Source organism: uncultured Luteimonas sp., from assembly GCF_947492465.1.
Classification (GTDB): Bacteria; Pseudomonadota; Gammaproteobacteria; order Xanthomonadales; family Xanthomonadaceae; genus Luteimonas.
On sequence record NZ_CANLNF010000010.1, the window covers coordinates 36,372 to 50,094 of the forward strand.

A 13,723-nucleotide genomic window follows, 5' to 3' on the forward strand; every position below is an offset into this window, starting at 1 on the left:
GCTCACGCCTTCGTTGCCCAGGTGTCGCGCAGCGAGACGCTGCGGTTGAACACCGGCGCGTCGGCGCGATGGTCGCGGCGGTCGGCGACAAAGTAGCCCAGGCGCTCGAACTGGAACGACTGCTCGGGCGCGGCGACTGCTGCACCAGGCTCGACGTAACCGCGCACGCTGCGCTTCGAATCCGGATTGAGATGCTCGCGATAGCCCTTGCCGGTGCTCTCGTCGTCCGGGTCGGCGACCGAGAACAGGCGATCGTAGAGCCGGATCTCCGCCGCCACCGCATGGCGTGCGCTGACCCAGTGGATCGTGCCCTTGACCTTGCGATTGGCCCCCTCCATCCCCGGGCGCGATTCCGGATCCAGCCAGCCGCGCAGTTCGACGATGTGGCCGTCCGCGTCCTTCACTACCTCGTCGACGCGGACGATGCCGGCGCCGCGCAGGCGCACTTCGCCGCCCGGCACCAGCCGCTTCCAGCCCTTGGGCGGGATTTCGGCGAAGTCCTCGCGCTCGATCCACAGCTCGCGCGAGAACGGCACCTCGCGCGTGCCGAAGGACTCGTCCTTGGGATGGTTGGAGAACGACAGCGTTTCCTCGTGCCCTTCCGGCAGGTTCGCCAGCACCAGCCTGAGCGGATCGACCACCGCCATGCGCCGCGGCGCGGAGGCGTCCAGATCCTCGCGCAGCGCGCCTTCGAGCACCGAGAAGTCGATCATCGAGTTCTGCTTGCTGATGCCGATCCGGTCCACGAACAGGCGCAGCGCCGCCGGCGTGTAGCCACGCCGGCGCAGACCCTGCAGGGTGTACATGCGCGGATCGTCCCAGCCGTCGACCAGGCCGTCGGCCACCAGCTGGGTGAGCTTGCGCTTGCTCATCACCGTGTAATTGATGTTGAGCCTGGAGAACTCGATCTGGCGCGGCCGCGCCGCCACGTTCGGCAGGCCCCGGGCCACCAGCGGCGCCAGCAGGTCCGGCGAGCCGGCCAGGTCCACCCGGTCCACGCACCAGTCGTACAGCGGACGGTGGTCCTCGAACTCCAGCGTGCACAGCGAGTGGGTGATGCCTTCGACGGCATCGCCCAGCGCATGGGCGAAGTCGTACATCGGATAGATGCACCAGCCCGCGCCGGCGATGGGGTGCGGCATGTGCTTGATCCGGTACAGGGCCGGGTCGCGCAGGTTGATGTTGCCGCTGGCCATGTCGATCCTGGCGCGCAGGGTGCGCGCGCCGTCGGCGAACTCGCCAGCGCGCATGCGCCGGAACAGCTCGAGGTTCTCCTCGGGCGACCTGTCGCGGAAGGGCGAATTGCGACCCGGTTCGGTCAGGCTGCCGCGGTACTCGCGTACCTGTTCGGCGCTGAGGTCGCAGACGAAGGCGTCGCCCTGGGCGATCAGCTTCTCGGCGGCCAGGTAATACACCTCGAAATAGTCCGAGGCATGGCGCAGCTCGGCCCAGTCGAAGCCCAGCCAGCGCACGTCGTCCTGGATGGCGCGCACGAACTCGGGGTCTTCCCTGGCCGGGTTGGTATCGTCGAGACGGAGGTTGCACACCCCGCCGAACTCCTCGGCGATGCCGAAATCCAGGCAGATCGCCTTGGCGTGGCCGATGTGCAGGTGGCCGTTGGGCTCGGGCGGGAAGCGGGTGCGGATCGCGCTGTGCTTGCCGCTGGCCAGGTCGTCGCGGACGATCTGGCGGATGAAATCCTGGCGGGCCGGGGTGGGCTCGGGAGTCGGCGCCAGCGGGGTGGCGGCCGGGTCGGCTGAGGTCATGACGCGCATCGGGGGGAAAACGCCAGTGTAGCCGAGCGGCCCGCGCGAACTGCCCGCAGGCGGCCGGATTCCCCGGATTCTGCCGCGGTCGCGCCGCACACGGCATGATGCTTGCTTACCATCCGCAGGCGCACTGCGCGCAGGAGGGTCCGGCATGTCCGCTGTCCGCTACGCCATCGCGCGATTGCCGTCGCTGCGCCGTGCGCATGGCCGATCGCGGGCGGTCTGTGGGGGAGGTAGGTCCTGAGCGCGCCAGGCGAAGCCGCTCCGCGCCACGATGGCCTGGTCGCGGCCTGCCTGGCGCTGTTGCTGGGCCTGCTGGCCGCGACGGTGACCGGCAGCGTCCCGCAGGGCCAGGGCGTGGCCGTGTCGGTCTCGCCCCTGCCTGTCGCCGGGGCTGCGGGCACGCCAGGGGGGCGCGACGCGCACGCGTCGCTGAGGCTGCATTTCGAGGTGCCGCTGCCAGCCGATGGTTCGCGCTGGGTGGTGCGGCTGGAGCGTAGCGCCGTCGACGCGGTCTGGCTGCAGCGCGGCGACTGGCGCAGTCCGGTCCAGGGTTTCTTCGCTCCCGGCGACGATGCGGGCGTGCTGCCGAGCAGTTTCCTGTTCGCACTGCCGGCGCACTGGCAGGGTCCGATCGGGCTGGAGCTGCATGCGCGGGGCGGTGGCCGCCGCATCCTGCATCCGGAGGTGATGGACCAGGCCCAGGCGCTGCGGCTGGAGCAGTACGGCGTCGCCGCCAGCGCGATGATCTACGCCTGCCTGTTCACCATCGGCCTGCTGGCGCTGGCGCTGTATTCGGCCGCGCGCGACCGGCTGTTCCTCGGCCTGTTCGGTTTCGCCCTGGCCACCCTGCTCACGCTGGCGGCCGGCAACGGACATCTGTACCAGGTGCCGGGGCTGCGCCTGTTCGCGTTCTGGCGCAGCCAGGGGGTGATCGCCCTGTCGCTGCTGCTGTGCGCGGCCTGGCTGCAGATGCTGCTCAAGTACGTGGAGATGCGGCAGGGGCGCGTGGCCTGGAAGCCCTGGGTCGACGGCATGTCGCTCGCGGTCGCCGCGCTGGCGGCGCTGTGCCTGCTCAATCTGGACGCGCTGGAGCGGCCGATGCAGCACGTCCAGGTCGTGCCCTACGGGCTGTCGCTGCTGCTGGGCCTGGCCCTGCTGGTGGACGGCGGCCGGCGCCGCATCGCGATGGCCTGGCCGCTGGCGGTGCTGGCGCTGTCCACGCTTGCCGGCGTGATCCTGGCCGAACTGGCGAGCCGCGGCCACGTGGTCGATACCGTGGTGGTGCGCTACGGCTACCAGTCGGCGTTCGCCCTGGGCGTGGCGATCCTCGCGGTCGGCCTGCTGGGCCGGATCCGCGAGTACCGGCACCAGCGCGACCGCGAAACGCTTGCGCGTGCCGACACCGAGCGGCGGATGGCCCGCGAGACCGCGCGCTCGGACCTGGCCGCCGACCTGCAGGCGCAGCTGCGCGCGCTGCCGGTGGCCGAGATGCAGGCCACCGCGTTCCGCCTGCTGGTCGATCGGCTGCTGCCGCTGCTGCCCATGCACTCGTGCATCGCGGTGGTGCAGGGCTACCACGGGCACGACCTGGTGCTGGCCGAACCCTCGCAGCACCTGCTCGCCGCGCATCCGGACATCGCCAGGCGCCAGCTGGCGCTCAGGCGGCACGCCGCCAGCGGCATCCCCCTGCAGCAGCCGGTGACCGAGGAAGGGCAATCCTCGATCGTGGCGATGGAGGCGGTGGTGCCGCTCCAGATCCGAGCGCCGGCCTGGGGCGTGCTGCTGCTGCGGCGCGACGGCAGCGACGGATTCGCCACCGAGGAACTGTCGCTGGCGGGCGAGTTCGCGCGGCTCGCGGTCCAGCACATCGACCAGGCCGTGGCCGCGGTCAACCTGCGCCGTTCGGCCGAACTCGATGCGCTGACCGGCAGCCTCAACCGCCGCACCATCGACCAGTGGCTGGTCCGCAGTTTCAGCGAGGCCGCGCGCGACCAGCAGCCGGTCTCGGTGCTGTTCATCGACCTGGACCATTTCAAGTCGGTCAACGATCGCCATGGCCACGCCGGCGGCGATTTCTGCCTGCGCCACGTCGCCGTGGCATTGCGCGGCGCGCTGGACCAGGGCGACCTGTTCGGCCGCTATGGCGGCGAGGAATTCATCGCCATCCTCCCCGGTCGCAACGGCGCCGCCGCCCGGGTGATCGCCGAGCACCTGCGCATGGCGGTGGAAAACCTGCGGCCGGTCTGGAACGGCAAGCCGCTGCGCCTGACCGTGAGCCTGGGCGTGGCCACCCGCCTGGGCAAGGAAGACACGCCGGAGGGGGCGCTGGCGCGGGCCGATCGCGCGCTGTACGCGGCCAAGTCGCACGGCCGCAACTGCGTGCAGGTGGCGCCGGCGGTGTTCACCTGAAGTCCGTCGCGGCTTGAAGCGCGGCCAGCCGGCCGCACATCCAGCCGCTCTGCCACGGAGTTCGCGCGATGCCCGGAATCGGAGCCTGGAAACAACGCCTGCCGCAGCCCGGCGAGGCCCTGCCGGGTCGCGCGACGGCGCTGGCGCTGCGCGTCAACCGCCACCACGTCCTCGGCACGCCGCTGCAGGACGCATTCGATGGAATGGAGCAGGTGCAGTTCGGCATGGGCTGCTTCTGGGGCGCGGAACGCAAGTTCTGGACGCTGCCCGGCGTCGTCGCCACGGCCGCGGGCTATGCCGGCGGACAGACCCCGAACCCGACCTATCGCGAGGTGTGTTCGGGCCAGACCGGCCACGCCGAGGTGGTGCTGGTGGCCTACGACCCGGCGAAACTGCCATTCGCGACCCTGCTGCAGACGTTCTGGGAGAACCACGATCCGACCCAGGGCATGCGCCAGGGCAACGACATCGGCACCCAGTACCGCTCGGCAATCTACTGCACCACCCAGGCGCAGTACGAGCAGGCGCTGCGCAGCCGCGACGCCTTCGGGCAGCGGCTGCGCGAAGCCGGCCTCGGCGCGATCACCACCGAGATCGCCTTCCCGGCGCCGGCCTTCCACTACGCCGAGGACGAGCACCAGCAGTACCTGTCCAAGAACCCGGGCGGCTACTGTGGCCTGGGCGGGACCGGCGTGAGCTGCCCGGTGGGCATTGCGGGCTGACCGCCCGCGATGATGCCGGTGGGGCCGCGCCACCAGGGCGGGCAAGGGCGCGGACTGAAGTGCGAGGCAGTGTCGGGGCCTTGCGGCCCGGGGGAATGAGGTCCGCAACCGGCCAGTGCGTCGCCGGCGGACTGCGGTGGAACCGGCGCCAGGCGGGGCGGACGCCCACACCGGTGCTTGCCGGACGGCATGCGCCGCCAGCGGCGTCAGGCTATGGGCTTGGAAGACGGTTCCGGCGCGTCAGCGCCGGAACATGGTGTTCACTGCACTGCAGCCGGCGTGACGCCGGCTGCCAGCGGGACGCACGGAGACGACGCGCGTCAGGCGCTCGCCGGATGCACGGCAGTGACGCGCAGGCGCAGCGGGCGCCCCTGCGGGGTGTTCCAGTCGATCGACTGTCCGACAGACAGGCCCAGCAGGGCGCTGCCCACGGGCGCCATGATCGAGATGCGGCCGGCGCCGGCGTCGGCCTCCTGCGGGAACACCAGGGTCAGCGTGTGCTGCTCGCCGCTGTTCTCGTCCACGCATTCGACGCGCGAGTGCATGCCGACCACGTCGGCCGGCATCGCCGCATCGTCGACCACCTCGGCGCGGGTCAGTTCGCCCATCAGCGCCTCGGCGGTGGGGTCGTTCTGCCAGCGCGGCGAATCGAGCAGGGCATCCAGCCGCGCCGCGTCGCGGCGGGAGACGACGATCGGGGGCGGCAGGCCGCCGCTGGATTGGGAGGTCATGTTCGGTCTTGCTCCGTGGCTGGTCGGGCGGGGCCGGGGGGCCGCGCCCAAAGAAAAACGGACGGCGCGTCCGGCGCGTCGCCCGCTTCGTGTTGCCCGCTAACGTAGCGCTCCGGGCGGCCCGCATCAAGTGGCAGGGCGGCGTTCTTTAGAGCATGTCGGGCGGGGGCGGTGTGGCGGCGGGGCCCGGCGCTGGCCCCGGCGCGGCGAGCAGGGCCGGGGGCAGGGCGCGGAACTCGGCCGCCAGGCCTTCCAGGAAGCCGGACATGGCCGAGCTGCGCCGCCAGAACATGGCGATCCGGCGGCTGGGCTGGGTCCCGGTGAACGGCAGCAGGCGGATGTGGCGCGGCTGGGTCACCGGCGGCTGCACGGCCAGCGCCGGCAGCAGGGTGATGCCGACGTTCGAGGCCACCATCTGCCGCAGCGTCTCCAGGCTGGTGGCGCGGAACTCGCTCTTCTCGTGCGCCCCGGCCAGATGGCACACGTCCAGGGTCTGGCGGCGCAGGCAGTGGCCGTCCTCCAGCAGCAGCAGGTTCTCGTTGGCCAGATCGTCGACGCTGAGCGCGGCCTGGCCGGCCAGGCGGTGCTGTTCGGGCACGGCCAGCACGAACGGCTCCTCGAACAGGTATTCCTGGTGGAGCTGGTCGTCGTGCATCGGCAGGGCGAGGATCGCGGCGTCGAGGCGGCCGTCGCGCAGGCGCGCCAGCAGCTCGTCGCTCTTTTCCTCGACCAGCAGCAGCTGCAGGTCGGGATAGCGCTCGCGGATCGGCGGGATCACGTGCGGCAGCAGGTAGGGACCGAGCGTGGGGAAGATGCCGAGGCGGACCGCCCCTGCTTCGGGCCGCTGGCTGCGCCGCGCGGCCTCCTTCATCTGTTCGACTTCCGAGACCACCCGGCGCGCGCGTTCGACGATCTCCATGCCGATCGGCGTGAGCATCACCTTGCGCGGCGCGCGTTCGATCAGCGACACGCCGAGCTCGTCCTCGAGCTTGCGGAGCTGGGTCGACAGCGTCGGCTGGCTGACGAAGCTGGCCGCGGCCGCGCGGCCGAAGTGGCGATGGTCGGCGACCGCAATCAGGTATTTGAGGTCGCGCAGGTTCATGGCAGGCGAGCGCCGCCGGTCAGGCCGGAAGCGCTTCGGCCGGCGCCGCGGCCGGCGCGCTGGTCCGGATCAGGTGGTCGAACGCGGCCAGCGCCGCCTTCGAGCCTTCGCCCATCGCGATCACGATCTGCTTGTACGGCACCGTGGTGCAGTCGCCCGCGGCGAACACGCCCGGCAGGCTGGTCTGGCCGCGATCGTCGACGAGGATCTCGCCGCGCGGCGACAGCTCGAGCGTGCCCTTGAGCCACTCGGTATTGGGCAGCAGGCCGATCTGCACGAACACGCCCTCCAGGTCCACCCGGTGCGCGTCGCCGCCCACGCGGTCCTTGTACACCAGGCCGGTGACCCGGTTGCCGTCGCCGAGCACTTCGGTGGTCTGCGCGCTGGTGATGATGCGCACGTTGTCCAGGCTGCGCAGCTTGCGCTGCAGCACCTCGTCGGCGCGCAGCTTCGAATCGAACTCGACCAGGGTGACGTGGGCGACGATGCCCGCCAGGTCGATCGCCGCCTCGACGCCGGAATTGCCGCCGCCGATCACTGCCACCCGCTTCCCCTTGAACAGCGGGCCGTCGCAGTGCGGGCAGTAGGCCACGCCCTTGTTCCGGTACTGCTCCTCGCCGGGCACGCCCATCTGCCGCCAGCGCGCGCCGGTGGAGAGGATCACCGCCTTCGACTTCAGCGAGGCGCCGTTCTCCAGCTTCACCTCGACCAGGCCATCGGCGCCGGCAGGCAGCAGCTGCGTGGCGCGCTGCAGGTTCATCACGTCCACGTCGTATTCGCGCACGTGCTGTTCGAGCTGCGCGGCCAGCTTCGGGCCCTCGGTATGCGGCACCGAGATGAAGTTCTCGATCGCCATCGTGTCGAGCACCTGGCCACCGAAGCGTTCGGCCGCCACGCCGGTGCGGATGCCCTTGCGCGCGGCGTAGATCGCCGCCGCGGCACCGGCCGGGCCGCCACCGACCACCAGCACGTCGAAGGCGTCCTTGGTCGCGATCTTCGCCGCCTCGCGGCGGGCCGCGCCGGTGTCGAGCTTGGCCACGATCTGTTCCAGGCTCATCCGACCCTGGTCGAACAGCGCGCCATTGAGGAACACCGAGGGCACCGACATCACTTCGCGCGACTCGACCTCGTCCTGGAACAGGGCGCCATCGATGGCCACGTGCGAGATGTTCGGGTTCAGCACCGCGGCCAGGTTGAGCGCCTGGACCACGTCCGGGCAGTTCTGGCAGCTGAGCGAGTAATAGGTCTCGAAGCGGTATTCGCCTTCCAGCCCGCGCACCTGCTCGAGCAGCTCCGGCGCGGCCTTGGACGGATGCCCGCCCACCTGCAGCAGCGCCAGCACCAGCGAGGTGAATTCGTGGCCCATCGGCAGCCCGGCGAAGCGCAGCGAGATGTCGTGGCCGGGCGAGGTCAGCGCGAAGGAGGGCTTGCGCTCGGCGTCGTCGCGGCGCACCTCCACGGTGATGCGGTCGGACTGCGCGCGGATGTCATCGAGCAGCGCAAGCATTTCCTGCGAGCTGTCGCCGTCGTCGACCGAGGCGATGATCGAGACGGGGCGCTGCAGGCGTTCGAGATAGGCCTTGAGCTGGCCCTTGAGGTCGTTGTCGAGCACGGTGACTCCTTTGCGGGGACGCGCTGCGGAAGCGGATCGGAACCGACGCCGGCTGGCTTGCGGCCGGACGCGGGGAGGGAGACTTCCAGCCGCTGGCTGGGCCGGCATCGGCTCCGATCCGCTCCCGCGCCGCATGACGCGGCACGGGGCGGGTTGACTCGTTGGATCAGGCGCGAAGCGGGATCAGATCTTGCCGACCAGGTCCAGCGACGGCTTCAGGGTCTTCTCGCCTTCCTTCCACTTGGCCGGGCAGACCTCGTTGGGGTTGGCGGCGACGAACTGCGCGGCCTTGAGCTTGCGCAGGGTCTCGCTGACGTCGCGGGCGATCGCGTTGTCGTGGATCTCGAGGGTCTTGATCACGCCTTCCGGGTTGATGATGAAGGTGCCGCGCAGGGCCAGGCCCTCTTCCTCGATGTGCACGCCGAAGGCGCGGGTCAGCTGGTGGGTCGGGTCGCCGACCAGCGGGAACTGGGCCTTGCCGACCGCGGGCGAGGTCTCGTGCCACACCTTGTGCGAGAAGTGGGTATCGGTGGTGACGATGTAGACCTCGGCGCCGGCCTTCTGGAACTCGGCGTAGTTGTTCGCCGCGTCCTCGACCTCGGTCGGGCAGTTGAAGGTGAAGGCCGCCGGCATGAAGATCAGGACCGACCACTTGCCCTTGAGGCTGGCGTCGGTGACTTCGATGAACTCGCCGTTCTGGTAGGCGGAGGCCTTGAACGGCTTGATTTCGGTGTTGATCAGGGACATGGGCACCTCTGTTGGGTTGGCGGGTTGGCGGGTTGGCGAATTTCGACCGTTCGCGGTCGACGGGAGCCATGATAGGCAACGGCTATTGATATGGGAAATCGAATAATTCGATTCAAACGATAGACACAATCTATCATAGATCACGAGTTTGATCGCCTGAAAGGCCGAAAAGCCGCTTGCAAGTCTTTTTGCGGTGCAGCATATTTCCTTCACGCACTGCAGTCTGCGGATGGCAAACGTTCGATCCGCGGGGCAGGGCAGGGCATCGGACCTGGCGCCGCAATGCGCCGGTCCGGCCGAGTTCCGTATCCGTTTCCTCCCTCCCACACGTGTACGGAATCTTTGAAGGCGGCTTCGGCCGCCTTCGCTTTGTGCGCGGCCCGTCCCCCAGGCGCAGCCGCTACGATTGACCCCGATGACCGACCCGCTCCCGTGCCCGCCCACCGTCCGCCGGCTGCTCGATGCCGCCCGGATGCGGATCGATCCGGACGAGGCCGGGTGGCTGCTGGCGCACGTGCTGGAGCGCTCGCGCGGCTGGCTGTTCGCCCATGCCGACGATCCGGTCCGCGCACCCGACGCCGCCGCCTTCGACGCGCTGCTGGCGCGCCGCGAGCGCGGCGAGCCGGTGGCCTACCTGTGCGGCCGGCGGGGTTTCTGGAACTTCGATCTCGCGGTCACGCCCGACACTCTGATCCCGCGCCCGGACACCGAGCTGCTGGTCGAACTCGCGCTCGAGCGCCTGACGCGGCACCGCGCCCTGCATGTCGCCGACCTGGGCACCGGCAGTGGCGCGATCGCGCTGGCGCTGGCCAGCGAGCGGCCCGCTGCGCAGGTGCTGGCCACCGACGCCAGTGCCGGCGCGCTGGAGGTGGCGCGCGCCAACGCGCGCGCGCTGGCCCTGCGCAACGTCGAGTTCCGGCTCGGCGACTGGTTCGAGGCCGTGCCGGGCCGGCGTTTCGACCTGGTCGCCAGCAATCCGCCCTACATCGCCAGCGGCGACCCGCACCTGGCGCAGGGCGACCTGCGCTACGAACCGGCCGGTGCACTGGCATCGGGAGCCGACGGCCTGGATGCGATCCGCAGCATCGTCGCCGCCGCGCCCGCGCACCTGGTCCCGGGCGGCTGGCTGCTGCTCGAACACGGCTGGACCCAGGGCGAGGCGGTGCGCGGACTGCTGCAGGCGGCGGGGTTCTGCGATGTCGCCACGCACGCCGACCTCGAGCGCCGCGACCGGGTCGGCCTCGGCCGCCTGCCCGCGTAGCGGTCCGCGCGCTGCCGGTGCAGCGCGACGCTGCCGCGCTTCCCGTGCGCCGGTCGCGCCACTGCTGCGCTGCCACTAGACTGGCGCCACTGTTTTCCGGAGGCGCCGCATGCGCACGCTGTACCCAGAAATCGCGCCCTACGACACGGGCAGCCTGCAGGTCGACGACCGCCACACGCTGTACTACGAACAGTGCGGCAACCCCAAGGGCAAGCCGGTGGTGCTGCTGCATGGCGGTCCCGGCGGCGGCTGCAACGGCAAGATGCGCCGTTTCCACGACCCGGCGAAGTATCGCATCGTGCTGTTCGACCAGCGCGGTTCCGGCCGATCCACGCCGCATGCCGACCTGGTCGACAACACCACCTGGCACCTGGTGGCCGACATCGAGACGTTGCGCGAGCACCTGGGCATCGAGCGCTGGCAGGTGTTCGGCGGATCCTGGGGCTCGACCCTGGCCCTAGCCTATGCGCAGGCGCACAGCCTGCGCGTGACCGAGCTGGTGCTGCGCGGCATCTTCATGCTGCGCCACTGGGAGCTGCAGTGGTTCTACCAGGAGGGCGCCTCGCGCCTGTTCCCCGAGGCCTGGGAGCACTACATCGCCGCGATTCCGGAAGAAGAGCGCGGCGACCTGATCGGCGCCTTCCACCGCCGCCTGACCTCGGAAGACGAAGGCACCCGCCTGGCCGCCGCGCGCGCCTGGAGCGTGTGGGAAGGCGCGACCTCGTTCCTGCACGTCGATCCGGATTTCGTCAGCGGCCACGAGGACGCCGAGTTCGCGCTCGCCTTCGCCCGCATCGAGAACCACTACTTCACCAACAAGGGTTTCTTCGAGGTCGACGACCAGCTGCTGCGCGACGCCTACCGCATCGCCGGCATCCCCGGGGTGATCGTGCATGGCCGCTACGACGTGGTCTGTCCGGTGCAGAACGCGCTGGACCTGCACAAGGTCTGGCCAAAGGCCGAACTGGTGGTGACGCCGGCGTCGGGACATTCGGCCTTCGAAGCCGAGAACGTCGACGCCCTGGTGCGGGCCACCGACGCCTTCGCCTGAGCGCAGGCGGGGCTGGCTCAGGCTCCTGCGAAACGCGGCAGCAGGCGCTCGAACAGGCGCGCCAGGCGGTCCGACCAGGCCTGCTGGCCACGCGCATCGGCAATCAGGTCCTGGCGGATCTCCAACTCCACGTGCGCCAGGCCGCGCCGTTCGGCGTGGACCGGAATCGCGTAGTCGGTGGCGTCGCTGACTGCGTAGGGTTCGTTGTCGCCGACGACGAGGTCGCCTTCCTCGCGCAGCAGGTCGCGCAGCGCATGCGCCAGGCGCGCGTCGCGCTGGTACAGCACGCCGGCGTGCCAGGGCCGCCGCTGCCCGCCCATTTCCGGGGTGAAGCTGTGCATCGCGACCAGCAGCACCGGCCGCGCGTCGCGCGCACGCCGGTCCAGCTCGGCTGCGATGCGCGCGTGGTAGGGCCGGAAGATGCCGTCCACGCGCGCGCGGCGCATGTCGTCGTCCAGCGCGGCATTGCCCGGGACGTCGGTGCCGTCGCTGCGCGCCACGATCGAGCCGGGCGCATCGAGCGGGCGGTTGCAGTCGATCACCAGGCGCGAATAGGCCTGCAGGATCGCGCAGGCGTCCAGCCGCTCGGACAGGTGCGCGGTGACGCCGGCGATGCCGATGTCCCAGCCGATGTGGCGGTCGAGTTCGCGCTGCGGCAATCCCAGTCCCGACAGCGACGCGGGCACCGCCTGCCCTGCGTGGTCGGCGATCAGCAGCCAGGGCGAACCGCCGCCGGCGCGCAGCACCTGGACCGGTGGCGGATCGCCGGCGCCCAGCAGCGTGGCGGGCGCCGCGGCGTCAGCGGCGTGGCGAGCCGTCGGGTTCATGGTCGATCATCCACAGCCCGGCCCAGAGCTTGAGGTCGAGCTCGTAGCCTTCGGCGTGCTTGCGCATCAGCCAGGCCGGCGCCTGCGCGCGCGGCACCGCGTGCACGATGATGTCCTCGTCGTCCACGCCGCCGCCTTCGCCGACCCTGCGCAGGTCCAGCGCGCGGGCGAAGGCGATGCGCTCGTTGCTCATGCCCGATGAGGTCGGGCCGACCAGCAGCACGTCCACGCGCCCGGCCTCCCAGCCGGTTTCCTCGATCAGTTCGCGTCGCGCCGCCGATTCGAGCGTGTCTTCGCTGTGGTCGTCGCCGACCAGGCCGGCCGGCATCTCGATCGTGCGCGCGCCCAGCGGCACGCGGTACTGGTCGACGAACAGCACCTCGTCGTCGGGCGTCACCGCGATCACCAGCACCGCCAGGCCGTCGCGGCCGTGTGTGCGCTCGCACGATTCCCAGTGGCCGCGGCGGACCAGCCGCAGCCACTGTCCCTGGTAGAGCAGTTCGGCATCCTGCGCGGGCTTGTTCATGCCGGCATGGTACCCGCGGCGAATGCCGGGTCCGCGTCGACCTGCGGCGGCACGTAGTCCAGCCCCGCGGCGGCATGCAGCCGGCGGCGGGTGAGCGGGCCGAACCGCAGCTGTTCGCACAGGCGCGCAACCGCGTCGCCGTCGGCGGCCGCACGGGCGAATGCCGGGGCCGACTCGCCCAGCGGCGCGTCGCAGGCGATGGTGGTCAGGCGGCGGCACAGCAGCGCCTGCTCGCGGTGCAGGTGCAGGCGGGCGGCCGCCTGCGCCGCGCCGCGGAAGCGCAGGAAGCGGACCTCGTCGATCCGTCCCAGCAGCGCATCGAGCGTGCCGAAGTGCGCCAGCAGCACGGCCGCGGTCTTCGCGCCGATGCCCGGCACCCCGGGGATGTTGTCGATCGCATCGCCGCACAGCGCGAGGTAGTCGGCGATCTGCCGCGCTTCCACGCCGTGGCGCGCCTTCACCCCGGCTGCGCTCCAGCGCTGGCCGCGGGCGAAGTCCCACTGCTCGTCCTCGCCGTCGAGCAGCTGCGACAGGTCCTTGTCGGCCGAGACGATCAGGCCGCGATGGCCCAGCCCGCGCGCGCCCAGCAGGGCACTACCGATCAGGTCGTCGGCCTCGTACTCGCCGTGCGCCAGCACGTTCAGGCCGAGCGCGGCGGCCAGCGCCTTGCAGTGCCCAAACTGGTGGCGCAGTTCTTCCGGCGCTGGCGGGCGGTTGGCCTTGTAGGCCGGATACAGCGCGTTGCGGAAGCAGCTGTCCAGCGCCTCGTCGAAGGCCACGGCGATGTGGCGCGGGCGCTCGCGCTCCAGCAGTTCGAGCAGGAAGCGCGCGAACCCGTGGACGGCATTGCTGGGCCAGCCGTCGGCGTCGCGGAACTGGTCTGGCATCGAATGCCAGGCCCGGAACACGTACAGGCTGGCATCGACGAGGTAGAGGGTGGGGCGGTTCATGCGCCCATTGTAG

12 protein-coding genes are annotated in these 13,723 nt (G+C 70.9%); 4 read left to right on the forward strand and 8 right to left on the reverse strand.

What is annotated here, in order from left to right:
- Positions 1-2 precede the first annotated feature (2 nt).
- A complete protein-coding gene (locus Q0863_RS16660) occupies positions 3-1,766 on the reverse strand; it encodes a glutamine--tRNA ligase/YqeY domain fusion protein (RefSeq protein ID WP_298581088.1) in 1,764 nt (587 codons plus the stop codon).
- Between the two features lie 306 nt (positions 1,767-2,072).
- On the opposite strand from Q0863_RS16660, the gene Q0863_RS16665 reads away from it, so the two are divergent.
- Both Q0863_RS16665 and msrA read left to right on the forward strand, forming a co-directional pair.
- The gene (locus Q0863_RS16665; protein WP_298581091.1) at positions 2,073-4,181 is read left to right on the forward strand and encodes a GGDEF domain-containing protein; all 2,109 of its coding nucleotides are present in this window, start codon (positions 2,073-2,075) and stop codon (positions 4,179-4,181) included.
- A gap of 68 nt (positions 4,182-4,249) precedes the next feature.
- On the forward strand, positions 4,250-4,903 hold the full coding sequence (msrA, locus tag Q0863_RS16670; RefSeq protein WP_298581094.1) for a peptide-methionine (S)-S-oxide reductase MsrA: 654 nt from the start codon (positions 4,250-4,252) through the stop codon (positions 4,901-4,903).
- Between the two features lie 320 nt (positions 4,904-5,223).
- On the opposite strand, the gene rnk is transcribed toward msrA, so the two are convergent.
- The 4 genes from rnk to ahpC form a co-directional block, all read right to left on the reverse strand.
- Positions 5,224-5,634 carry a nucleoside diphosphate kinase regulator gene (gene rnk, locus Q0863_RS16675; protein ID WP_298581098.1) on the reverse strand — a complete coding sequence of 137 codons (411 nt, stop codon included), beginning with the start codon at positions 5,632-5,634 and terminating at the stop codon, positions 5,224-5,226.
- A gap of 148 nt (positions 5,635-5,782) precedes the next feature.
- The gene (locus tag Q0863_RS16680; RefSeq protein WP_298581101.1) at positions 5,783-6,736 is read right to left on the reverse strand and encodes a LysR substrate-binding domain-containing protein; all 954 of its coding nucleotides are present in this window, start codon (positions 6,734-6,736) and stop codon (positions 5,783-5,785) included.
- Between the two features lie 19 nt (positions 6,737-6,755).
- Positions 6,756-8,348, reverse strand: coding sequence for an alkyl hydroperoxide reductase subunit F (ahpF, locus tag Q0863_RS16685; protein ID WP_298581104.1), 1,593 nt, complete (start codon positions 8,346-8,348; stop codon positions 6,756-6,758).
- A gap of 183 nt (positions 8,349-8,531) precedes the next feature.
- Positions 8,532-9,095, reverse strand: a complete 564-nt coding sequence (gene ahpC / locus Q0863_RS16690) for an alkyl hydroperoxide reductase subunit C (protein WP_298581106.1) — start codon at positions 9,093-9,095, stop codon at positions 8,532-8,534.
- A 415-nt stretch (positions 9,096-9,510) separates the two neighbouring features.
- On the opposite strand from ahpC, the gene prmC reads away from it, so the two are divergent.
- Positions 9,511-10,356, forward strand: coding sequence for a peptide chain release factor N(5)-glutamine methyltransferase (prmC, locus tag Q0863_RS16695; protein WP_298581109.1), 846 nt, complete (start codon positions 9,511-9,513; stop codon positions 10,354-10,356).
- A gap of 109 nt (positions 10,357-10,465) precedes the next feature.
- A complete protein-coding gene (gene pip, locus Q0863_RS16700; RefSeq protein WP_298581112.1) occupies positions 10,466-11,407 on the forward strand; it encodes a prolyl aminopeptidase in 942 nt (313 codons plus the stop codon).
- Between the two features lie 17 nt (positions 11,408-11,424).
- On the opposite strand, the gene Q0863_RS16705 is transcribed toward pip, so the two are convergent.
- From Q0863_RS16705 to Q0863_RS16715, 3 genes are read right to left on the reverse strand one after another with little or no spacing between them, the layout of a single operon-like run.
- Positions 11,425-12,234: an N-formylglutamate amidohydrolase gene (locus tag Q0863_RS16705; protein ID WP_298581114.1), complete on the reverse strand. Its 810-nt coding sequence runs from the start codon at positions 12,232-12,234 to the stop codon at positions 11,425-11,427.
- Complete coding sequence (locus tag Q0863_RS16710; protein WP_298581117.1) at positions 12,206-12,760, reverse strand: NUDIX hydrolase; 555 nt, start codon at positions 12,758-12,760, stop codon at positions 12,206-12,208. Before Q0863_RS16710 ends, Q0863_RS16705 begins: the two co-directional genes overlap by 29 nt.
- Positions 12,757-13,710, reverse strand: coding sequence for a 5'-3' exonuclease H3TH domain-containing protein (locus Q0863_RS16715; protein WP_298581120.1), 954 nt, complete (start codon positions 13,708-13,710; stop codon positions 12,757-12,759). Before Q0863_RS16715 ends, Q0863_RS16710 begins: the two co-directional genes overlap by 4 nt.
- Positions 13,711-13,723: the final 13 nt, after the last annotated feature.